Source organism: Streptomyces sp. MMBL 11-1 (assembly GCF_028622875.1).
In the GTDB taxonomy this organism is placed as follows: Bacteria; Actinomycetota; Actinomycetes; order Streptomycetales; family Streptomycetaceae; genus Streptomyces.
Genome location: NZ_CP117709.1, coordinates 2,324,594 through 2,344,551, shown reverse-complemented (window position 1 = coordinate 2,344,551; position 19,958 = coordinate 2,324,594). Strand labels below are relative to the sequence as shown.

At 70.8% G+C, this 19,958-nt stretch carries 17 protein-coding genes; 7 read left to right on the top strand and 10 right to left on the bottom strand.

The features are described from left to right. Positions 1-128: 128 nt before the first annotated feature. The 3 genes from PSQ21_RS10075 to pepN form a co-directional block, all read right to left on the bottom strand. Positions 129-3,431, bottom strand: coding sequence for a S8 family serine peptidase (locus tag PSQ21_RS10075; RefSeq protein WP_274030099.1), 3,303 nt, complete (start codon positions 3,429-3,431; stop codon positions 129-131). 406 nt (positions 3,432-3,837) lie between these two features. Continuing rightward, positions 3,838-4,902 carry a hypothetical protein gene (locus tag PSQ21_RS10070; RefSeq protein WP_274030098.1) on the bottom strand — a complete coding sequence of 355 codons (1,065 nt, stop codon included), beginning with the start codon at positions 4,900-4,902 and terminating at the stop codon, positions 3,838-3,840. A 212-nt stretch (positions 4,903-5,114) separates the two neighbouring features. Further along, entirely contained in the window at positions 5,115-7,721 is a 2,607-nt protein-coding gene (pepN, locus tag PSQ21_RS10065) for an aminopeptidase N (RefSeq protein ID WP_274030097.1), read from the bottom strand. A 145-nt stretch (positions 7,722-7,866) separates the two neighbouring features. On the opposite strand from pepN, the gene PSQ21_RS10060 reads away from it, so the two are divergent. After that, positions 7,867-8,517 (top strand): mycothiol-dependent nitroreductase Rv2466c family protein, encoded by a 651-nt coding sequence (locus tag PSQ21_RS10060; RefSeq protein WP_274030096.1) that lies wholly within the window; start codon positions 7,867-7,869, stop codon positions 8,515-8,517. Positions 8,518-8,725: 208 nt separating this feature from the next. Continuing rightward, a complete protein-coding gene (locus PSQ21_RS10055; RefSeq protein WP_274030095.1) occupies positions 8,726-9,073 on the top strand; it encodes a VOC family protein in 348 nt (115 codons plus the stop codon). Between the two features lie 108 nt (positions 9,074-9,181). Here PSQ21_RS10055 and PSQ21_RS10050 read toward each other — a convergent pair whose 3' ends face one another. Next, the gene (locus PSQ21_RS10050) at positions 9,182-10,630 is read right to left on the bottom strand and encodes an NCS2 family permease (protein WP_274030094.1); all 1,449 of its coding nucleotides are present in this window, start codon (positions 10,628-10,630) and stop codon (positions 9,182-9,184) included. 335 nt (positions 10,631-10,965) lie between these two features. On the opposite strand from PSQ21_RS10050, the gene PSQ21_RS10045 reads away from it, so the two are divergent. Beyond that, entirely contained in the window at positions 10,966-11,592 is a 627-nt protein-coding gene (locus tag PSQ21_RS10045; protein ID WP_274030093.1) for an XRE family transcriptional regulator, read from the top strand. Between the two features lie 243 nt (positions 11,593-11,835). Here PSQ21_RS10045 and PSQ21_RS10040 read toward each other — a convergent pair whose 3' ends face one another. Beyond that, complete coding sequence (locus PSQ21_RS10040; RefSeq protein WP_274030092.1) at positions 11,836-12,030, bottom strand: hypothetical protein; 195 nt, start codon at positions 12,028-12,030, stop codon at positions 11,836-11,838. A 451-nt stretch (positions 12,031-12,481) separates the two neighbouring features. Here PSQ21_RS10040 and PSQ21_RS10035 point away from each other — a divergent pair, with 451 nt between their 5' ends. Beyond that, positions 12,482-13,069: an SMI1/KNR4 family protein gene (locus tag PSQ21_RS10035; protein ID WP_274030090.1), complete on the top strand. Its 588-nt coding sequence runs from the start codon at positions 12,482-12,484 to the stop codon at positions 13,067-13,069. A 64-nt stretch (positions 13,070-13,133) separates the two neighbouring features. On the opposite strand, the gene PSQ21_RS10030 is transcribed toward PSQ21_RS10035, so the two are convergent. Beyond that, positions 13,134-14,396, bottom strand: a complete 1,263-nt coding sequence (locus PSQ21_RS10030) for a helix-turn-helix domain-containing protein (protein WP_274035696.1) — start codon at positions 14,394-14,396, stop codon at positions 13,134-13,136. Positions 14,397-14,606: 210 nt separating this feature from the next. On the opposite strand from PSQ21_RS10030, the gene PSQ21_RS10025 reads away from it, so the two are divergent. Together PSQ21_RS10025 and PSQ21_RS10020 are read left to right on the top strand one after the other, a co-directional pair. Then, complete coding sequence (locus PSQ21_RS10025) at positions 14,607-15,071, top strand: glycine-rich domain-containing protein (protein ID WP_274030089.1); 465 nt, start codon at positions 14,607-14,609, stop codon at positions 15,069-15,071. Positions 15,072-15,193: 122 nt separating this feature from the next. Continuing rightward, the gene (locus tag PSQ21_RS10020; RefSeq protein WP_274030088.1) at positions 15,194-15,883 is read left to right on the top strand and encodes a class I SAM-dependent methyltransferase; all 690 of its coding nucleotides are present in this window, start codon (positions 15,194-15,196) and stop codon (positions 15,881-15,883) included. Positions 15,884-16,149: 266 nt separating this feature from the next. Here PSQ21_RS10020 and PSQ21_RS10015 read toward each other — a convergent pair whose 3' ends face one another. Further along, the gene (locus tag PSQ21_RS10015; protein ID WP_274030087.1) at positions 16,150-16,809 is read right to left on the bottom strand and encodes a CatB-related O-acetyltransferase; all 660 of its coding nucleotides are present in this window, start codon (positions 16,807-16,809) and stop codon (positions 16,150-16,152) included. 137 nt (positions 16,810-16,946) lie between these two features. Here PSQ21_RS10015 and PSQ21_RS10010 point away from each other — a divergent pair, with 137 nt between their 5' ends. Continuing rightward, positions 16,947-17,687, top strand: coding sequence for a hypothetical protein (locus PSQ21_RS10010; protein WP_274030086.1), 741 nt, complete (start codon positions 16,947-16,949; stop codon positions 17,685-17,687). Between the two features lie 61 nt (positions 17,688-17,748). Here PSQ21_RS10010 and PSQ21_RS10005 read toward each other — a convergent pair whose 3' ends face one another. The 3 genes from PSQ21_RS10005 to PSQ21_RS09995 form a co-directional block, all read right to left on the bottom strand. After that, positions 17,749-18,498 carry a DUF2071 domain-containing protein gene (locus tag PSQ21_RS10005; protein WP_274030085.1) on the bottom strand — a complete coding sequence of 250 codons (750 nt, stop codon included), beginning with the start codon at positions 18,496-18,498 and terminating at the stop codon, positions 17,749-17,751. Beyond that, complete coding sequence (locus PSQ21_RS10000; RefSeq protein ID WP_274030084.1) at positions 18,495-18,836, bottom strand: metalloregulator ArsR/SmtB family transcription factor; 342 nt, start codon at positions 18,834-18,836, stop codon at positions 18,495-18,497. Before PSQ21_RS10000 ends, PSQ21_RS10005 begins: the two co-directional genes overlap by 4 nt. Positions 18,837-19,036: 200 nt before the next feature. Beyond that, positions 19,037-19,678 (bottom strand): superoxide dismutase, encoded by a 642-nt coding sequence (locus PSQ21_RS09995; RefSeq protein WP_274030083.1) that lies wholly within the window; start codon positions 19,676-19,678, stop codon positions 19,037-19,039. Positions 19,679-19,958: the final 280 nt, after the last annotated feature.

Sequence of the window (19,958 nt, the reverse complement as noted above, 5' to 3'; positions counted from 1 at the left end):
TGTACGGGGGAAACATCCGCGGCGACGCCCGGGGGTGTGACGAGGAACACGCGGGCGGGGCGGGTGCTCGTGAGAGCGCCCGCCCCGCCGTCGTACCGATGGGATCCGTCACGGACCCGTGGGATTCGCTACGGCGTGACCTTCTCGATCACGACGCTGCCGGTGCCCGCGGCGGTGCCGCGGTTGTTGACCAGCTGGACCTCGCCGAAGAACTGACGGCCCTCGGGAGCCGCTCCGGCGACGACGACCTCGGCGCCGACCTGGGCCGACGCACCGTTGGCCAGGTTCACGGCCTTGGCGGAGTCGACCTTGATCGTGCCGAGCGCGGCCGAGTAGAAGACGTCGCGGTAGTCGTACGTGGTGGTCCCGGCCGGGACCGAGTAGCCGTCGACGACGACCGTGTACGTGCCCGCGGCGGGCTTCACCAGGCTGACCGCCTCTTCGGAGCCGGCGCTGGTCGCGCTGCCGACCTGCGTGGCGCCCCGGAAGACGTACAGGTCGAGGTCGGCGTTGGCGTCCGACGTGCCGCCGATGGCGAAGTCGAGCTTCTCGACACCCGCGCCGATGGTGACCGTGGTCTCACGGGTCTCGCCCGTCGAGATCGACGGCTTGGCCACCTTGGCCGAGCCCAGCGAGCCGCCCTGGAGCTTGCCCTGGAGAGCGGCGGCGCCGTTGGTGACCTTCCAGTCCACCGCGGCGGGAGCGCCGATCTTCGCCTCGGCGATGGTCCGCACCGCCGGGTCGAAGGTCACGCCGAGCAGCGAGACATCCAGCTTGTACGGGTTGTCCAGCAGCGGCGACGTACGACGCGACTCGACCTCGATCTCCCACACGCCGGGCTGCGGGTCCTTGTAGGAACGCGCGTCCGGGCGGCAGGTGTTGGCCGGGTTCTCGTAGTTCGGGTAGCAGTTGATCGTGGAGGTCGGGTCGACCGGCGTCCCGTACGGGTGCAGGGCGACGAACCGGGTCTGGCTGCCCGAGCGCAGGGCGCTGAGGGCGACCTCAAGGGTCTTCGCGCCCTCCGGCACGTTGACGAAGTACGACGTCGTGCCGTTGCGCTGGACCGAGCCGGACGCCTTGTAGGCGTAACCGGGCTGCTGCAGCTCGTGGGCGATGACGACCGTGGTCATGATCTGGTGGTCGACGCCGGAGGTCTTCTTGTCGTCGACCCGCAGGATGGCGCTGTGGACTCCGGCGGTCTTCGCCTTCGCCCTGACCTTGAGCTTGACCGGCGTGTCGAGCGGCAGCGTGACGTACCGGGGGCTGCTGAGCTCGAAGGTGCCGTCGTTGTTCTTCCAGGACAGCTTGTGCTGGACGTCGCGGTCCGGGCCCGTGGTGCGGGTGACGACGACGTCGTAGACCTTGGACTCGCCGACCTTCAGGCCGCCCTCGCGGTCGTAGAGGCCGGTGCCGAAGCCCGGGTCCTTGAGCGCGAAGTCGATCGCGGTGTCGACCGGGGCCTTCACCGAGAACTCGTGCGCGGGCTTGCCCTGCTTGGCGATCTGCTTCCACGCCTTGACGATGTTGATCAGACCGGAGCCCTGGACGTGCGCGGGCACGTCCTTGATGTGGCTCGCGGTGCTGGTCAGCGCCGAGCGCAGGTCGGCCGGGGGAAGCTCGATGTTCTTCTGCTTCGCGGCCGACAGCAGCAGCGCTGCCGCGCCCGCCGCCTGCGGCGAGGCCATCGAGGTGCCCTGGAGCATGGAGTAGCCGGCGGGCAGGTCGTAACCCGCCTCCTTGACCGGACCGCCCGGCGACCAGGTCTGGGTGGTGTTGATGGACGCGCCCGGCGCCGAGATGATCGGCGTGAAGCCGCCGTCCTCACGCGGACCGCGCGAGGAGAAGGGCAGCATGTCGTACTTCTTGGTGACGTTGGAGCCGTAGTTGGCCGCCCACGTCTCCTTGGAGATCGACGCGCCGACCGAGATCACGTGGTCGGCGAGCGACGGGTCGCCGATGGTGTTGAGCCCGGGTCCGCTGTTGCCGGCCGAGATGACCAGCTGGACGCCGTAGATGTCGACGAGCCGCTTGTACAGCTCGGCGCGCGCGTTGTTGCCGTCGTTCAGCGGCGGCAGGCCGCCGATCGACATGTTGACGATGTCGACACCGCGGTTGACGACGAGGTCGATCATGCCCTCGGTCAGCGCGATGTTGGTGCAGCCGCCGGACCAGGTGCAGGCACGCGAGGAGACGATCTTGGCACCGGGAGCGGCACCGTTCATCTCGCCGCCGAACAGCCCGTTGGCCGCGGTGATGCCCGCGACGTGCGTGCCGTGCGAGCCCTCGATGACACCGATGTTGACGTAGTCGGCCTTGGCGCCCGCGGCGTTGTAGACGACGTTCTTGCGGTTCTCGACGACGAACGGGATGCGCTCGACGACCGGGGTGCGCGGGTCGTCCTCACCGAAGTAGGAGACCTGGAACTTCTCCTTGTACGGCTTGAGGACCTTGTCGTCGGAGAAGTCCGCGTTCTCGTTCAGGTCGACCCGCGTGGTGCCGGTGACCGGGTCGTACAGCACGCCCCAGACGTCGGTGGTGTCACCGTCGCGGTTCAGGTCGCCCTGCATGTCGCCGCCGGTGGTGGCCGACTCGGCGAACGTGGCGAACTTGTAGTTGCCCGTCGGCGCCGCATAGGTCTTCCCGCCGGACGTGAACGTCGGGCCCGAGACCGACTGGGACATCCGCAGCCAGGTGCCGTCGCCGTCGCTCACCGGGTCGGTCGCGGTCACCCAGTCGACGATCTTGCGCTCGCCGGTGGTGGTCTTCTTCAGGGCCGGGTGACCGAGGTCCACGCCGGAGTCCAGGACGCCGATGGTGATCCCGCGGCCGTCGGCCTTCGGGTTCTTCTCGACGAACTTCACCGCACCCGTCTCGTGGGACGGGTTGTACGGGTTCTTCGCCGGGGTCTTCTTGCCCGGCGCCGGGTAACTACCCGTGGCCTTCGGCTGCTTGGCCTTGGCCGCCCGGTCGCCCGCGGGCGTCGGGTCGTCCAGCTTGATCTCCTGCTTGAGATCGATGCCGAGGACGGAGGAGAGCTTGGAGGCCGCCGTGATGGTGGCCTCGGCGCTCTTCGTCGGAACCGTCGCCCGGACGTAGCCGAGCTTGTCGTAGGTCTGGCCGAGCACGGAGCCCTCGACGGCGTCCAGCTGCTTGCTGACCTGCTCGGTCGCCCCCGGGGTGGTGGCGACCATCATGGTGACGTTCTTCTCGCCCTTGGCCTCGGCCTTCGCCAGGACGTCGGCGTCGGCCTTGCCGAGCTTGTCGCCCCGGTCGCTCGTGGCGGCGGGCTTGACGGGCGCCGGAGCCGGGTCGTCGGTGGCGAAGGCCGGTGCGGCGCCGGAGGCGGCCAGTGCGGCCGCCAGTCCGGCCGCGGCCGCGATACGGGCGGCGCGTCTTGCCCCGGGTATGGAACTGGGGGATTCCTTGGTCATCTGTGTCCCTGTTATGGAAAGAGAGAGTCCGGAATGCGGTACCGGATGACCGCTTACCCTGTCGTAAATGACAGGGGTTTGTGGAGAGTTGACGGAGACGAGTTGGGGACATGGCATAGATCCGCCACGGGGCGCGATGTGCCACGAGGGATGAACGGGGTCAAACAGTGCGCTCGTGGCGTCTGGTGACGTCCGGGCGACGTCCGGGCGACGTCCAGCGGTCCAGACCTGCGGTGCGTGGTCCGGACCAGTGAGTGCCGCCGGGCCGTCCTCCGCCATCCGCCACCCGTCGGGCCGTCCTCCGCCCTCCGCCACCCGTCGGGCCGTCCTCCGCCATCCGCCGGGCCGCTCGCCGTGGGCCCGCTCGCCGTAGGCCCGCGTGCGCGATCCGCCCCGCCCCGCCCGCTCAGCGCGGCAGCACCATCACGTACGCGGCCGGCTCCCGGTCGGCCGCCGCCATCAGCGCCGTCCGCACCACCGTCGCCTGCTGGTCCGGCGCCTCGCGCAGCTTCCCCGGTGCGAGGCGGACGACCGTGACCCCGAGCCGCTCCAGACGCTCCCGCTTCGCGGTGTACGCGGACCACTGCGGGTCCTCCTCCGCCCGGCCCCTCCGCCCCGGCACGCCGTACCGGGGCGCCCGGACGTCCAGCTCCACCGCCACGGCGTGATCCGGCCAGTAGGCGTCGAACCCGCCGAGGCAGGGCCCGCCCGGCAGGCGCAGTTCCACGTTCCACAGCGGCTCCGGCAGCCCGTGCTCGCGCACCATCGCGTACAGCCGGGCCTCCGCCGCCGCCCGCCCCTCCGCCAGCAGCGCGTCGACCGCGCCCACCACGGCGGGCCGCCCCAGCAGCTTCGCCTCGCTCAGCTCCCGTACCACGGCGGCCGGTTCGCAGTGCCCGTCGCGCACCGCCTCGGTCAGCAACCGCCGGACGGCGGCCGCGTCGGCCGTGCCCGCGACCGCGTCCGCCAGGGCCCGTTCCACCGGTGCGACGGGCACCTCGCCCACCCGCACCGGGCTCGGCATCGAGGCGGTCCGCAGCACCTCCACGAACCGGGTGGACCGCAACCGCCGGGTGCGCGGCACCAGCACGTCGATCCGGTGCAGCGCCTCCACGTCCCCGGCCGCGGCGAAGCCGTACAGCGCGAGCGCGGCCACCCCGGTGACCATCGCCTCGCCGAACCCCGCGTCCGGAGGGCCCGCCGGAGCGCGCCGCGCGGAGGCCGGCGGACGCCCCGCGTAGAGCAGCGCTCCGAGCAGCCGCTCCCGGCCGGTGGGCGGGCCCGGGTGCAGCAGACAGACCCCCGGCAGCAGGTGCTGCCAGGGGCCGCCGGGCAGGCACTGCGCGGACGTCTGCGCCGCGGACACGCCCCGCGCCCGCAACTGGGCGGCGGACAGGACACGGAGTGTCACGTCCCCGGAGTGGAGGGGGAGGCGGGGGAGACGGGGTGAGAGCGGGGTGTTCTGGGTCATGTCCCGGGGTTTCCCGCCCGTGGAGGGCGCCCTAACCCCTGTTACACGCCCGTCGACAATCCCGGACAACGCCGTCCTCAAGCACGGACGTTCGACAACCGAAAAGGGCCGTCGCGCCGGGAATCGGGGGAGGGGCGCCTCGGGCAGGTGTACGAGCGCTGCTTTCACGCCGCACGCACGCCTCACCCGAGCGCCCCCTCATGCGTACCCGCTCAGGCCCCGGCGGCCCGGTCGCACTCCTGGCCGCGCAGCGCCCGCGCGAGATCGTCCCGGGCCTCCAGCACCAGTCGCCGCAGCGCCGGGGCGGCGTCCTCGTGCTCGCCCAGCCACGTGTCGGTCGCCGCGAGGGTCGCGGGACTGTCCTGGAGTCCGGGGAACATGCCCCGCACCACGTGCATGCCGATCTGGATGGACCGCTCCGCCCAGATCCGCTCGATCACCTCGAAGTAGCGGCTCGCGTACGGGGAGAGCAGCTCCCGCTGGGAGGGCTGCCCGAATCCGGTGATCGTCGCCTCGACCAGCGCGTTGGACAGCTTGTCCGACTCCACGACCGCCGCCCACGCCTGCGCCTTGACCGCCTCCGAGGGACGGGAGGCCAGGCAGCGTACGTGGTGGCGCTTGCCGGAGGCCGTGTCGTCGCGGGCGAGTTCGGCGTCGATCGCAGCCTCGTTCGCCACCCCGTGCGAGGCCAGCGGGGAGAGGAAGGACCAGCGCAGCTCCTGGTCGACGTCGAGACCGTCGATCCGGGCCGTGCCCTCCAGCAGCCCGCCCAGCAGCTGGAAGTCCGCCTCGGACGAGGCGACCGCCGCGAAGAAGCGGGCCCAGGTCAGCTGGTGCTGGCTGCCCGGCTCGGCGGCCCGCAGCTCGCGCAGCGCGCCGTCGGCCAGCGCCCGGCCACCCTCCTCGCGCCAGCCGGGGGCGGCGTAGTTGACCAGCGCCGACTGCGCCCAGGAGTGCAGCATCTGGAGGACGCCGATGTCGCTCTCGCGCCCGGCGTGCGCCAGCACCAGCGCGACGAAGTCGCGGGCCGGCATCAGCGCGTCCCGGGTCAGGTTCCACAGGGCCGACCAGCACAGGGCGCGGGCCAGCGGGTCCGTGATCTCGCCCAGGTGGTCGCGCAGCGTCGCCAGCGAGCCCTCGTCGAAGCGGACCTTGCAGTACGTGAGGTCGTCGTCGTTGACCAGGATCAGATCGGGCCGCTCGGCGCCGGCCAGGGCCTCCACCACACTCCGTTCACCGGCCACGTCCACCTCGGCGCGCGCGTAACGCGTCAGCTCGCCCTCCGGCGTACGCCGGTACAGGCCGACCGCGACGCGGTGCGGGCGCAGCTCCGGGTGCGAGGCGGCGGCCTCCTGGACGACGGCCAGCTCGGCCAGCCTCCCGTCCGCGTCGTACGCCGGCACGGGGGTGAGCACGTTGACGCCCGCCGTCTGGAGCCAGGAGCGCGACCAGGCCGTCATGTCGCGGCCGGACGTCTCGGCCAGCACCGACAGCAGGTCGCCCAGGCGCGTGTTGCCGTAGGCGTGGCTCTTGAAGTAGCGCCGGGCGCCTTCGAGGAACGCGTCGCGCCCCACGTACGCCACCAGCTGCTTGAGCACGGAGGCGCCCTTGGCGTACGTGATCCCGTCGAAGTTCAGCTTGGCGTCCTCCAGGTCACGGATGTCCGCCGTGATGGGGTGCGTGGAGGGCAGCTGGTCGGCGCGGTAGGCCCACGCCTTGCGGTTGTTGGCGAAGGTGATCCAGCCGTTGGTGAAGCGGGTCGCCTCGACCATCGAGAAGGAGCCCATGAAGTCCGCGAAGGACTCCTTCAGCCACAGGTCGTCCCACCACTCCATGGTGACCAGGTCGCCGAACCACATGTGCGCCATCTCGTGCAGGATGACGTTGGCACGCCGCTCGTAGGCCGCCGAGGTGACCTTGCCGCGGTAGATGTACTCCTCGCGGAAGGTGACCATGCCCGGGTTCTCCATGGCTCCGAGGTTGTACTCGGGCACGAACGCCTGGTCGTACTTGCCGAAGGGGTACGGGTAGTCGAAGTGGTCGTGGAAGAAGTCGAGGCCCTGCTTGGTGACCAGGAAGACGTCGTCCGCGTCGAAGTGCTTGGCGAGCCCCTTGCGGCACATCGCGCCGAGCGGGATCTCCAGCGTGGTGCCGTCGTCGAACGTACGGCTGTAGTGGTCACTCACGTAGTGGTACGGGCCGGCGACGACGGCCGTGATGTACGTGGAGATCGGCTTCGTCTCGGCGAAGGTCCACACCCCGTCCTTCTGCGACTCCTCGGCCCCGTTGGACCAGACCCGCCAGTCGGCGGGGGCGGTCACCCGGAAGCGGTAGGGGGCCTTGAGGTCGGGCTGCTCGAAGTTGGCGAAGACGCGGCGGGCGTCGGCGGGCTCGTACTGCGTGTAGAGGTAGACCTCGCCGTCCTCCGGGTCGACGAAGCGGTGCATGCCCTCGCCGGTCCTGCTGTACGCGCAGCGGGCGTCGACCACGAGCGTGTTCTCGCCCTCGACGAGCCCGTCCAGCGCCACCCGCGTCCCGTCGAACACGACGGCCGGGTCGAGTGCCGTCCCGTTCAGCGTGACCGCGTCCACACCCGGGGCCACCAGGTCGGCGAAGGTCGAGGCGCCCGCGCGGGCTGAGCGGAACCGGATCGTGGTCAGCGAACGGAAGGTCCGGGGGCCGGACCCCCCGTCGCCCCCGTCGGCCCCCTCGGGCTCGCCGACGGCGGACCGCAGGTCGAGCTCGACCTCGTATCCGTCGACGGTCAGCAGCTCGGCCCTCTTCTGGGCCTCGTCGCGGGACAGGTTTTCACCGGGCACGGGCACTCCTTCGTGACGCGCGTCATGTGTCGTGTTCGAACCCATTGATCCTTGCACGCGTCTGCGCGCGGCTTCATCCAGGGAATGGGAGCCTCTCCGGGGGCGTTCTCGCCCGCAGGTGGAACACGCACTTCTGAGGAGAGACATGCCCGAGAACACTCCGGCCAACGGCAAGACCCCGGTCGACTTCTGGTTCGACCCGCTCTGCCCCTGGGCGTGGATGACCTCGCGCTGGATGCTGGAAGTGGAGAAGGTTCGTGACGTCGAGGTCCGCTGGCACGTGATGAGCCTGGCCGTCCTGAACGAGAACAAGCTGGACGAGCTGCCCGAGGAGTACCGCGAGATGCTGGAGAAGCAGGCGTGGGGCCCGGCCCGGGTCGTCATCGCCGCCCAGCAGGAGCACGGCGACGCGGTCCTCGGCCCCCTCTACACCGCGCTCGGCACCCGCTTCCACAACAACGGCGAGGGCCCCACCCGCGAGGCCATGGCCGCCGCGCTGGAGGACGTCGGCCTGCCCGCCGGCCTGGCGGACCACGCCGACTCCGACCGGTACGACACCGAGCTGCGCGCCTCCCACAAGGAAGGCATCGACAAGGTCGGCCAGGACGTCGGCACCCCGGTCATCGCCGTTCCCGGCGCGGACGGCGAGCAGATCGCCTTCTTCGGCCCGGTCGTCACCCCCGCCCCCAAGGGCGAGGAGGCGGCGAAGCTCTGGGACGGCACGCTGCTGGTCGCCTCCATCCCGGGCTTCTACGAGATCAAGCGGACCCGGACGCAGGGCCCGATCTTCGACTGACGCCGGTCGACGCGGTATCCGCGCGCGTCCGCACAGGACCGTGGCCGCGGGGGACCGCGGCGGCAGGGGACCGTGGCGGCGCGGGTCCGCGCGAGCCGGTGGCCGCGCGTATCCGGCTGGAGATCGTGCCGGTCTGACGAGGACAGCCGACAACGGGCCGGTCGGACAATCCGGCCCGTTGTCAGTGGTGCGCCGTACGGTGAAGGGCATGCGGATCTCACCGGAAATGATCACGATCGACTGTGCCGACCCCCAGACCCTGGCCGCCTGGTGGGCCGAGGCGCTGGGGGTCCAGGAGACGCAGGATTACGACGCGTTCGTCGTCCTCGCGGCGACCCCGCTGGTCCTCGGCTTCCAGCGGGTGCCCGAGCCCAAGGCCGCCAAGAACCGGGTGCACGTCGACTTCGCGTCGCCCGACCGCTCGGCCGACGTGGAGCGCCTGGCGAAGCTGGGCGCGACCGTCGTCGGCGAGCAGTCGATGGAGGGGATGTCCTGGACGGTGCTCAGGGACCCGGAGGGCAACGAGTTCTGCCTCTCCGACGCCGGGAGCCACTGACCCCAAGAGCCCCTGACTTCCGGGAGCCCCTGGGCTCCAGGGGCCGAGGGCCCCGGGAGTCACTGCCCCCGGGGGCCTTCGACCGGTGAAGCAGGGCCCAGGGTCCCGCTACTTGAGACCGAGGATCTGCTCCAGCGGGTCGATGACGAAGTAGACCAGGAAGAGCGCGGCGGTGCCCCACAGCAGCCAGTGGACTTCGCGTGCCTTGCCCAGGCAGGCCTTGATCACCACGTAGGAGACGAAGCCGGCGCCGATGCCGTTGGTGATGGAGTAGGTGAACGGCATGACGACGATGGTGAGGAAGGCCGGGATGGCGACGTCGTAGCGGTCCCAGTCGATGTGCTTGACCTGGGTCATCATCAGGAACCCGACCACGACGAGGGCGGGCGCCGCCGCCTGGAGAGGCACGATCGTCAGGACGGGCGTGAGGAAGAGGGCGAGCGCGAACAGGCCGCCGGTGACCATGTTGGCGAAGCCGGTGCGGGCCCCTTCGCCGACACCCGCCGCCGACTCGATGTAGGTGGTGGCCGACGACGAGGACGCGGCGCCACCGGCGACGGCTGCCGCACCGTCGATGAGCAGGACGCGGCCGAGTCCGGGCACCTGACCCCGCTCGTCGAGGAGCCCGGCCTCCGCCGTGACGCCCACGACCGTGCCCATCGTGTCGAAGAAGTCGGACAGGATGAGGGTGAAGACGAGCAGGACGACCGTCAACACGCTGACCTGGCCGAACGATCCGAACAGGTCGAACTGGCCCAGCAGCCCGAAGTCGGGTGCGGCGACCGGGTTTTCGGGCATCGAGGGCGAGGTCAGGCCCCAGGACTTGATACGGGCGACCTCGTTGATGACGATGGCGACGACGGTCATGAGGACGATGCTGATGAGGATCGCGCCCTTGACCTTCCGGGCGACCAGCACGATCGTCAGGAGCACGCCGAGGCAGAAGACGAGCATCGGCCAGCCGGTGAGCGTGCCGGTGCCGAGCTGGACGGGCACGGTGGAGTTGGCGGCGTCGGGGATGCGGGTGACGAACCCGGCGTCCACGAAGCCGATGAAGGCGATGAACAGACCGATGCCGACGCTGATGGCCTGTTTGAGGGGCTGCGGAATGGCGTGCATGATCGCCTCGCGCAGCCCGGTCACCACCAGAACGCAGATCAGCAGCCCTTCCAGCACGATGAGGCCCATCGCGTCGTCCCAGCTCATCAGGGGAGCGATCTGGTAGGCGACGACGGCGTTGATGCCCAGACCCGCCGCCAGGGCCAGCGGCAGATTGCCGCCCACACCCATGATCAGCGTCATCACCGCGGCGACCAGGGCGGTGGCGGTGACCAACTGCACGTTGTCCAGCTGCTTTCCGAACTTGTCCTCCGCCCCGCCGAGAATGATCGGGTTGAGCACAAGGATGTACGCCATCGTGAAGAACGTGGCGAATCCGCCGCGTATCTCCTGGAGGTAGGTCGAACCGCGTTCGCTGATGCGGAAGAACCGGTCGACGGCGCCCCCCGACCCGTTGGGCTTCGCGTCGGTAGGCGGGCTGGTCGTACTGGGGTGCATGACGGAGTCTCCTGAGCCTGCGAATGATGGGGAAGGGGGGTTTCGCCGGTGCTGCCCGAAGTGAGTGGCAGGCGCTGTGCGAACACACATGCGGCACCGTGCGAGCGGATCATACGCGCCAACAGCGGAATGGCAACTACCCGCGTAGAGCGTCTACTTGGCCCCCTTTTCGCCCTGTGGCTTCCTACGGAATCAGGGGTGACCTTTCCGCCAAACCGGCAGGCAGCCGACAGTGGGTATGGAAGTGCCGGTGACAGCTCCCCTACGCTCCGTATGTGCACCCACCACTCCCCTTCAACGCGCGGGCAGCGCGCGCCTTGCGCGAGAAACTCGGGATGGCACCCGGTCATGTCGCCTACGGCATGCGCGCGTCCTTCGGCACGTCACACGTCGGTCCCGAGCATGTGATCGCATGGGAGCGCGGAACCCATGTGCCGGATGCGACGGAGTTCACGGCTCTGGCGGGCGCTTTGTGGTGTCAGCCCGCCGAACTCATGGGCCATCCCCGCACCTTGCTCGAACACCGCATCGCGCGCGGCGTCTCGGCCGAGGAGGTCGCGCGCGCCACCGGCCTCACCCTCGACGCATACCTGTCCATGGAGGAAGCCGGTCTGTGGGCCGGCGACAAACGGCAGTCCGCCAAGCTCGGTGAGGTCCTCAGCCTGCCCCCGCGCGATTTCATCGCCATCACCCGGCTGGAGGAGGAGCTCGCCCGTCTCCTCGCCGAGGCGGTCTCCACGCGCTGGCAGGCGCACATCCGCGACATCGCACGGCTCGTCTCCATGGAGCGCCGCGATCTGAAGAGCCCCCTGGCCGCCATGCACCAGGAGTACCAGGGCCTCATGGCGGCCACCTTGAGCCGGGCCGGCGGCGCCACGGCATCCGGCGAGGACGGGCGCCGCTACATCGAGAACATCGTCGACCACTTCTGGACCCGGCTGCCGGGGTCCTCCCAGCCGTAGGGCCCGCCGTCAGCCCGTAGCCGGTAGCCCGCCGGGCCCGCCGCCGCTACCGCGCGTCCGGCCGGAGTTGAGGTTGACCAAGCTGCTCGGGAGCGATTCAGCCTGGACGGCGGTGGCCGAGTGCGGCGTCGAATCCGTGGTCACGTCAGGAGCTGTCGCGGTCAATGGCGTTGTCGTCGTCTGTGCCGAGCCGCTGGATCTCGCCGTGGATGTGCAGGGTGACGAGGTCGCCGAGCGGGTCGCTCACCGAGAAGGAGCGCGGGCCGGGATGGTGGTCGAAGTACGCGCACGAGGTGCCGCGCGAGTGGTCAGGTCGCGGAGGAGGTAGTCGTCCTGGGCGAGGACATCGGGCGGGTGCTCGGGGCCGCCTTCCATGGTGGCGAGCGCCAGGAGCGCCTCGGCGAACGGTACGCCGGTGACGGCGGCGCATTGCAGCACGGGCAGGACCTTTCGGTTCTCTTCTCGGAGGCCACGGGCGGTACGAAGCTCCGCCCGTGGCCTCCGGGAGGTGCTGGTGCCGGCCGGTTGCTCTCCTGCTGACATCCGGGACCCGGGCCCTACGGTGGCGACCCCAGCCGCCGTACCGGAGCGTCCACCTCGGACGAAAGTGAACGTGACGCAGGTGGGTGGCGCAGGGGTGTCTTCACGGGACAGTAAGGGTCCCGCCCCCGGGCTCCAGTTCTACGGCCCGGAGCACTGGGCCTTGTTCATCGACGGAGTGAAGGCCGGTACCTTCGGCGGCTGACGGGAACAGCGCGGAGACGGGGGCAGCGCCCCGGCGGGCAGCCACCTCCCGCGATCCGGTATCGATGCAGGGGCCGGATCTCAGCCATGCCCATAACCTCGCGGTCTGTGTTCGGGGTGCTGGGCAGTCGCTTGCGGATCTTGCATGATGACCGGCATGAACACGGAAGCCTGCGACCCGGCCGAAGCGGCGGCCCTCCGCGAGATCTTCGCGTCCCGGCCCGATGCGGTGCCACCGGCCGGCCCCGATGCGGTGCGGTCCTTCGAGACCGAGCACGGCATCGTGCTCCCGGAGCCGTACCGCACCTTTGTGGCGGAAATCTGCGACGGGCTGCGCGCGGGTCCGCCCTACTACGGTCTCCTGCCCTTCGCGAAGACGCCCTCGGACTGGGGCTCGGACCGCCCCGAACGCCGGCTTGCCGAGCCTTTTCCGCTCACGGAGGCATGGTTGTGGGAAGCGGACGGGGATGAGACGGCGCTGTCGGAGCGAGAGTTCGACGACCGGGTGGAGCCCGTGTTCGGCCACGGCTCACTGGTGCTGGGCACCGACGGCTGCGGCATGTACTGGCACCTGATCGTCACTGGCCCGCAGCGCGGTCATGTCTGGCTGATCGACGAGAACGGCGCGATACCTTTCGGCACCCGGTCGGACGCCTCCCTGATGCCGGGCGTGCCCGGCTTCGCGGGGTGGGTGACCACCTGGGCCCAGGGCCGCTCCTGGTTCACGCCCTAGCGGTACGCATACCCCTCGCGTGAGCGTCCGCAGGGTGACTTTTTGCCCACATGCAGCCAGCCTGCTAGAGCGACCGCAGAACCACGGCGGCCTGCAATTCCCGGACCCCGGTGGTGCGCCGGTGCCGCTCGGCGAGCTCGGCAACGATGCGGCGGATGGCGGGCCGGTCTCGGACTTCTCCCGGGCTGGAGCGGTACGCGGTGAGCAGCGCATGGGCGGTCTGCGCGGGGCGCTGCCATGCCCACCAGGCCCGCGCCATGTCGGTGCCCAACCGCGCCTTCCGCTCAGCTGTCGGGAACTGTTCGGGTCGCAGGTCCTTCCCGGCCTCCAGTGCGGCCCCCGCGTCGCCGAGCGCCCAGTGGACGCCGACGGCGTACAGGTCAACGGCTGCGGGGGTGATGGGAAACAGACGGCCGGACGGGGGGTGCGGTGGCAGCCGGCGGGCGGCACGGCGGGCTTCCTCGGTCATTGCCAGCGCATCTGTCCGGTGCCCTCCACGAGCGGCGGTGTACGCCAGAGTGCAGAGCATCTGCGCGTACGCGGACGCCGAAGCGTCGGTACGCAGGCCCGTGGCCTCCACTCCGGTGGCCGCCGCCCTCATGAGGCGCTGGGCCTCCTCGGAGCGGTCCTGGTGGCGCAGCACGATCGCCAGTTCTCGGGCTGCGGCTGCGGACGCGAGCGGTGAGCCGGATACCTCGGCCCAGGTGCCGGCGCGGTCCGCGGTGAGCCGGGCCTGCTCGTACGAGCCGAGCTTGCTCAGCACCGAGGCGGTCAGACTGTAGACGGACGAGAGCCGGGCCTGATCGAGTGCCCGGCGCGACGACGCGGCGGCGTGGCCGTCACCGATGAGGCCGGGCAGCGCGGTGAGGAGACGGCCGTGCGCCCCCTTGTCGTACAACTCGCGGGCGGTGGCCAGCCGGGTGTCGAGCGAACCGCCGCCGGTCGGGCCGGGAGTGTCGGCCAAGGCCTCGTCCAACCCCAGCAGCAGGGCGGCCGGTCCGGCAGCCGCCGTGGCGGTGATCAGCGTGCGGCGGCGCATCGGGTCCTCCTCGGCGTACGGACTGGCCGTCACTCTAGTGGCCGCCGACGCGGTCAGGGCGGGTGGCGCCAGGGAATGCACCAAGACGTGTCGGGGGACCCCGACTTCCAGTGCTGCGCGGTGCACCAGGGCCAGATCGGCCACCCTGTTGCGACGCTCCAACCGGGACACCGTGGCGGCTGAGCAGCCGATCCGGTCCCCGAGGGCGGCGAGAGTCCAGGCACGGTGTTCGCGGCCGAGACGGATGAGCGCGCCGGGGCGCCGCTGCGCCGCCAACTCGCGCACCATGGGGCTGTTCCAAAGGTCAACAGGCACAGGTCCCCTCCCACGCCGCACGACCGGGGCCCTCACCGTACGGTCGTCACACGGGCCCGTCGAGCCCGCTTGCACAACGTGCAAAGCCCTGGCACAACAGGACCGTTGACCTCCACCGGGCGAGTCGGCGCGGTGTCCTGGGTGCAGCGCCCCCGACCGCGGGGCCTCGTCCTCGGAGGCATCATGGCAACGGCTGTCGCAACCCCTCTGGCCATCGACCCGACGACCGGCCCGATCCGCTCTGCGCGGGACGTCGTGCCGGCCGACCTGTGGGACAAGCAGGTCGGACTCCTCATGCGCGATTACCCCTACGACTCGATCATGGCGGCCCGGGTCCTCGGACAGGGCTACGCCTACCTCCTGACCGCGATGAACCACCAGGGCCAGGCGCTGGGACTCGCCCCCAGCAAGATCGTCGACATCGGTGTCCACACGATCATCCTGGACACCGTGGCCTACGCCACGCTGTGCGAACGCTTCAACGGCGGACACTTCCTGCACCACGTTCCGGACGTCGCCTTCAAGAACGACGGCTCCGTGCTGCGGACGGCGGACCTGATCGCGACTGACGGCTGGGAGGTCGACCAGCCGCTGTGGGCGGACGCCGCCGACTGCGGCCCGTGCCACCCCGGCAACGACTCGCACTGACTCACACCGGGCTGCACGCCAAGCCGGGCCCCGCGCCTCCTCTGGCCGGGGCCCGGCTCACGCGTGGGTGAGATTCGCCGGAGCTGACACGGCGGCGGGCGGAGCCCGCCAGGATGATGCGGGTGACCACCACCACAGACCTCTGGCACCACTACGGCCGCAACCACGCCGAGCACAACCGCGCCGTCCCTGACACCTTCCACTGGATCTGGAGTCAAGACGGCGGCCCCGGCCCCGAGCTGCTGGGCGACCTGACGGACAAGGTCGTCGGAGACCTCGGCGCAGGCGCTGCCAAGCAGGCCGCCCACCTCGCGACCCATCATTCCCCCGCCCGAGTTGATGCCGTCGATGCCTCACCCGCGCAGTACGCCATGGCCACCGATCTGTTCGGCCACCTCGCGCCGCGCCTGCGCATCATCGGGTCCGATGTCGTGGAGCACGCGCAGGCGGCGCCCGACTCGTACGACGTGCTGTACAGCGTCTTCGGCGCAGTCGACTTCACCGACCCGCACGAACTTCTGCCGTCCGTGGCCGCCGCACTGCGTCCCGGCGGCCGGCTGGTGTTCTCCACGCTCGCCCACTACCTCGGCGGCGCACCTGCGTCAGCGGACGTTTCGCCCGCTGACGTCCCGGCAAGGACCCCTGGCGGTGAGCCGACCACGATGCGCCGCTGGGTACTTCAGGAGCAGGTCTGGACGAAGGTGCTGGACGAGGCCGGGTTCACCCGAATCTGCATCGACAGACTGCCCTCGACCACCGACGCGCCGCGCAGCGCGGACACACTGCTCGTGACCGCCATCCGGCAGGCTTGACAGAGACCCGGATCGGCAGCACGCGACCGTAGTCGGCAGCCGTGGCGATGGTGCCGGGTGGGCGTCCTGGTCCCGGCCGGGCGGTTTTCGGTGCTCCGGCCGGGCAGGCGGCCTTTGTGCGGAGGTGCCGAACGACTGCTGGTCCTCGTCCTCTGCCCCCAGCAACCAGGTGTTGGTCTCCCACTCCGCGATGCGTAGCGAGCCGGGCACCTGCACGCGCTGACCGGTTGCCGAGGGCCGGGGACTCGAGGCCACCCGCTCCGCCCTTACGCGCCCCGCGGCGCCGCCGCCTCCAGCTCCGCCACCGTGCCCGACATCACCGTACGGATATGGTGCGTCAGGTGGTCCGCAGGCCAGTCCCACCAGGCCACCGCCAACAGGCGCGCGACGTCCGCCTCCTCGTACCGGGTGCGGATCAGGCGGGCCGGGTTGCCGCCGACGATGCCGTAGTCCGGGACGTCCGAGACCACCACGGAACGCGAGCTGATGATCGCGCCGTGCCCGACGCGGACACCCGGCATGATCACGGCCTCGTAGCCGATCCAGACGTCGTTGCCGATCACGGTGTCGCCCCGGTTGGGCAGGCCCGTCAGCAGGTCGAAGTGGTCGGACCAGGAGCCGCCCAAGGTCGGGAACGGGAACGTGGACGGCCCGTCCATGCGGTGGTTGGAGCCGTTCATGATGAACCGCACCCCGGTGCCGAACGCGCAGAACTTTCCGATCACCAGGCGCTCCGGCCCGTAGTGGTAGAGCACGTTGCGGGTCTCGAACTCCGTGGCGTGCTCGGGGTCGTCGTAGTACGAGTAGTCCCCGGCCTCGATCAGCGGTGAGGTGACCAGGGGCTTCAGCTGCACCACGCGCGGCTGGCCGGGCATCGGGTGCAGGACGGTGGGGTCGGCAGGGACGGGCGCGGGGGCCGAAGTCATGGGGTCGCTTCCGGGGAGGGAGAGGGGGAGAGGGAAGGGCAGGGGGATAGGGGGAAGGTAGGGGCGGGCGTAGATCATCGTGGCATCCGGGCCCAGCGGGGCGCGGGTATTTTCCCGGCCGGCCGAGGTGGGACGATATGGCGGTGCTGGAACTGCTGGAGGCGATCGAGGCGGTGGACTGGGGAAGCCTGCCGGGCCCCGCCGGCCTGTACGAGCCCGCCCGCGCCGCGACCGGCCTGCGCGCCCTCGCCACGGCGGCGGGCCTCGTCCGGGCCGCCGACGCCGGCTCGCTCCTGGCGGGCGGCGGACTCGGGCACGATCACAGCGGGGCGGTGTTTCCCGCCGCCGTCGCCGCTGCTCCTCTCCTCCTCGCCGTCGTCCGCCACGGGCACCCGGCGGCCGGGGCGACCGCCCTGGGGCTGCTCGACGACGCCCTGGCGTTCGCCGTCCGGGACCAGTACACCCGGGTGGCGACCCCGTACGCCGAGGCCGCCCCGATCTGCTGCGCCCTCGCGGACCACCTCAGAGGCGGCTCCAGCCTCCTTGCCGCACGCGGGCGCGAGGGCAAGCGGCTGCTCGCCGACGCTGCCGGGCACTGGCGGTTCGATGCCCAGGAGGTCATCGCCGAGGGAGACGGCATCGCGGTTTTCGGGACTCTCGCGGGTCGCTTCCCGGACGGGTGCCAGGCGGCGGAGCTCCACCGCGCCGATCGTGTCGTCGCGCTCGAACGTGTAATCCTTCTCCACCCGCCGGAGGCGGGCGTCAGCCCTGACGCGAGCCTGCGCGTCGACGGCGTTCGCTCCGACGAACTTGTCCCGCCCGCCGTCCTGTTCCCGGCCCGGTGCGGCCCTGGGGCCCTGGCCCGGCGAGCGCTCTGAGGCTCTGGCGCGGTGCGCGCCGCGCGCCGCCGGGCCCGTGGTCCGACGACCCCGTAACCCCCTACACCGCCGGCGTCCCCGCCCCGCACCCCAGCCGGAACGGCTCCCCCTGCGACCAGTCCGCCGCCACGCCCCGCATCACCAGCGCGCTGTCCAGCACCGCGCTGCCCGGCGGGAAGCGGTCCGGGTCCTCGAAGAACGAGGAGCGTACGGAAAGGGGCCGGCCCGCCGTCACCTTCCAGGCGTCCGTGGACAGTTCAAGGACGTCCAGGTGGACCCCGCCGGCGCTGGGGGAGAGGCCCCGGCTGCCGAGGCGGAAGAACTCCGACGCCTCCGCCAGGTCCGTGAACAGCCCGCTGCCGCGCAGCTCCTCGGCGGGCTCCACGGTCGCGTCCACCTCCACCTCGCCGTCCCGGGTCGCGAGGGCCACCCGTACGGAGCCGGTGTCCTCCCGGACCGTGAAGTCCGCGCGGCCGTGCTCGCCCGGGTAGATCCGCCCGCCCGCGAAGGCGTTGAGGCGGGAGGCGGTGTCACGGCGCGGGATGTAGACGCCACGCTCGACGCCGTCCGGCCCGTCCCACTCGACGGCGATGCGGTGCGCCGCGTTCTCGCTGGTCAGCCCGGTCGCGGCGGGGGCCCAGGCGGGGCGTACGCCGCCGAGCCGCAGCAGGCAGATCCCGGCCACCGCCTGACCGCGCACCAGTTGGGGCCGCAGCGGCGCGGGGAGCAGGGCCGCCGCGACGTGCCGGTCGACCCGGTAGTTCACCAGGAGGCGGCGTTCGATGATGCTGGAGAGCCGGGTCCGGATCACGAGGCGTCGCCTTCCGGAGCTGAGCGCCACTTGGTGGTGCGGAGCACGATCTGCTCGGGACACACGGCGCTGAGGAAGCGCCCCACGCACAGGGCGAGCCGTTCCTCGGCGAGGGAGTAGAGGATGCGGTTGGCGTCCCGGCGCTCCGTGACGAGCCCGGCCCCCTTGAGTACGCCCAGGTGGCGCGAGATGGACGGGGCGCTGATCGGGAACCGGCTCGCGATCTCCCCGGCGGCCAGCTCACCGCCCCGCAGGTCCTCCAGGATCTGGCGGCGGGTGGGATCGGCGAGCGCGCGGAAGGCGCTCGCCTCCTCTTCGGCTTCGGCAGGTGAATCCATGAACATATATTTAGCACATGAGCTAATGAGCTAATGAGGTAAGGGGTTAATGGGTCAAGGGGCTGACGGTGGTCATGGGAGAGCCCCCGCGAGTCACGTCCTCGCGGGGGCTCTCCGTTCATCCGCCTGCCGGGTGAAGGTGGAGAAGACGATCACGAGGCAGGACGTCTGTGGTGGCGGGGCGGCGGGCCGGCGCCCGGTCAGGGGGCGAGCAGCAGCACGTCCGCGCGCTCCTTGGCGGCGGCGTAACGCTTCGCCACGTCCTGCCAGTTGACGACGCGCCACATCGCCTCGATGAAGTCCACCTTCTGGTTCTTGTACTGCAGGTAGAAGGCGTGCTCCCAGGCGTCGAACACGAGGACCGGGACCGAGCCCTGGCCGACGTTGCCCTGGTGGTCGTAGACCTGCTCGACGATCAGCTTGCCGCTCACGGGCTCGTACGCGAGCACGCCCCAGCCGGAACCCTGGGTGGTGGCCGCGGCCTTCGTCAGCTGGGACTTGAAGCCCGCGAAGGAGCCGAAGGACTCGGTGATCGCATCGGCGAGGTCGCCCACGCCGTCCGCCGCGAGGGGTTCGCCGCCACCGTCGCCGGTCATGTTGTGCCAGTAGATCGAGTGCAGGATGTGGCCGGAGAGATGAAACGCGAGGTTCTTCTGGAGGCCGTTGATCGCGCCCCAGGCCTCTTTGTCGCGGGCCTCTTCCAGCTGCTCCAGGGTGTCGTTCGCACCCTTGACGTACGCGGCGTGGTGCTTGTCGTGGTGCAGCTCGATGATCTGCGGATTGATGACCGGTTCGAGCGCCGCGTAGTCGTACGGGAGTTCCGGGAGCGTGTACGTGGCCATGATGCGAGCCCTCCGACTGCTGGGAATGCCGTCCAGTTGTTATTGCAACCTATGTGCAACAGCAGGCTAACAGCAGGAGTGCTCCGAAATGATCAGCCCTTCGGCCTAGGTCCTGTCGTCACACTGCCGTCTGCCGCGCGACGCCCGGCACGCACGCTCGCGGCGTTGCCGAAATGCCCTGGTAGCTCCGCTGCAAGACCATTCCGGCGCCTTGTGATCGCCCGCACCGGCGGCCGCGCGGCCGCCCTGCGGGCGACGACGGCAGTGTGACGACAGGGCC

What these genes read in the sequence shown, in the direction of transcription:
- PSQ21_RS10035 (WP_274030090.1), top strand. Translation starts at nt 12,482, where the DNA reads ATGATGACCGGCATGAACACGGAAGCCTGCGACCCGGCCGAAGCGGCG.
- PSQ21_RS10010 (WP_274030086.1), top strand. Translation starts at nt 16,947, where the DNA reads ATGGCGGTGCTGGAACTGCTGGAGGCGATCGAGGCGGTGGACTGGGGA.
- PSQ21_RS10025 (WP_274030089.1), top strand. Translation starts at nt 14,607, where the DNA reads ATGGCAACGGCTGTCGCAACCCCTCTGGCCATCGACCCGACGACCGGC.
- PSQ21_RS10000 (WP_274030084.1), bottom strand. Translation starts at nt 18,836, where the DNA reads ATGGATTCACCTGCCGAAGCCGAAGAGGAGGCGAGCGCCTTCCGCGCG.
- PSQ21_RS10015 (WP_274030087.1), bottom strand. Translation starts at nt 16,809, where the DNA reads ATGACTTCGGCCCCCGCGCCCGTCCCTGCCGACCCCACCGTCCTGCAC.
- PSQ21_RS10070 (WP_274030098.1), bottom strand. Translation starts at nt 4,902, where the DNA reads ATGACCCAGAACACCCCGCTCTCACCCCGTCTCCCCCGCCTCCCCCTC.
- PSQ21_RS10045 (WP_274030093.1), top strand. Translation starts at nt 10,966, where the DNA reads ATGGCACCCGGTCATGTCGCCTACGGCATGCGCGCGTCCTTCGGCACG.
- PSQ21_RS10050 (WP_274030094.1), bottom strand. Translation starts at nt 10,630, where the DNA reads ATGCACCCCAGTACGACCAGCCCGCCTACCGACGCGAAGCCCAACGGG.
- PSQ21_RS09995 (WP_274030083.1), bottom strand. Translation starts at nt 19,678, where the DNA reads ATGGCCACGTACACGCTCCCGGAACTCCCGTACGACTACGCGGCGCTC.
- PSQ21_RS10060 (WP_274030096.1), top strand. Translation starts at nt 7,867, where the DNA reads ATGCCCGAGAACACTCCGGCCAACGGCAAGACCCCGGTCGACTTCTGG.
- PSQ21_RS10055 (WP_274030095.1), top strand. Translation starts at nt 8,726, where the DNA reads ATGCGGATCTCACCGGAAATGATCACGATCGACTGTGCCGACCCCCAG.
- PSQ21_RS10075 (WP_274030099.1), bottom strand. Translation starts at nt 3,431, where the DNA reads ATGACCAAGGAATCCCCCAGTTCCATACCCGGGGCAAGACGCGCCGCC.
- PSQ21_RS10030 (WP_274035696.1), bottom strand. Translation starts at nt 14,396, where the DNA reads ATGGTGCGCGAGTTGGCGGCGCAGCGGCGCCCCGGCGCGCTCATCCGT.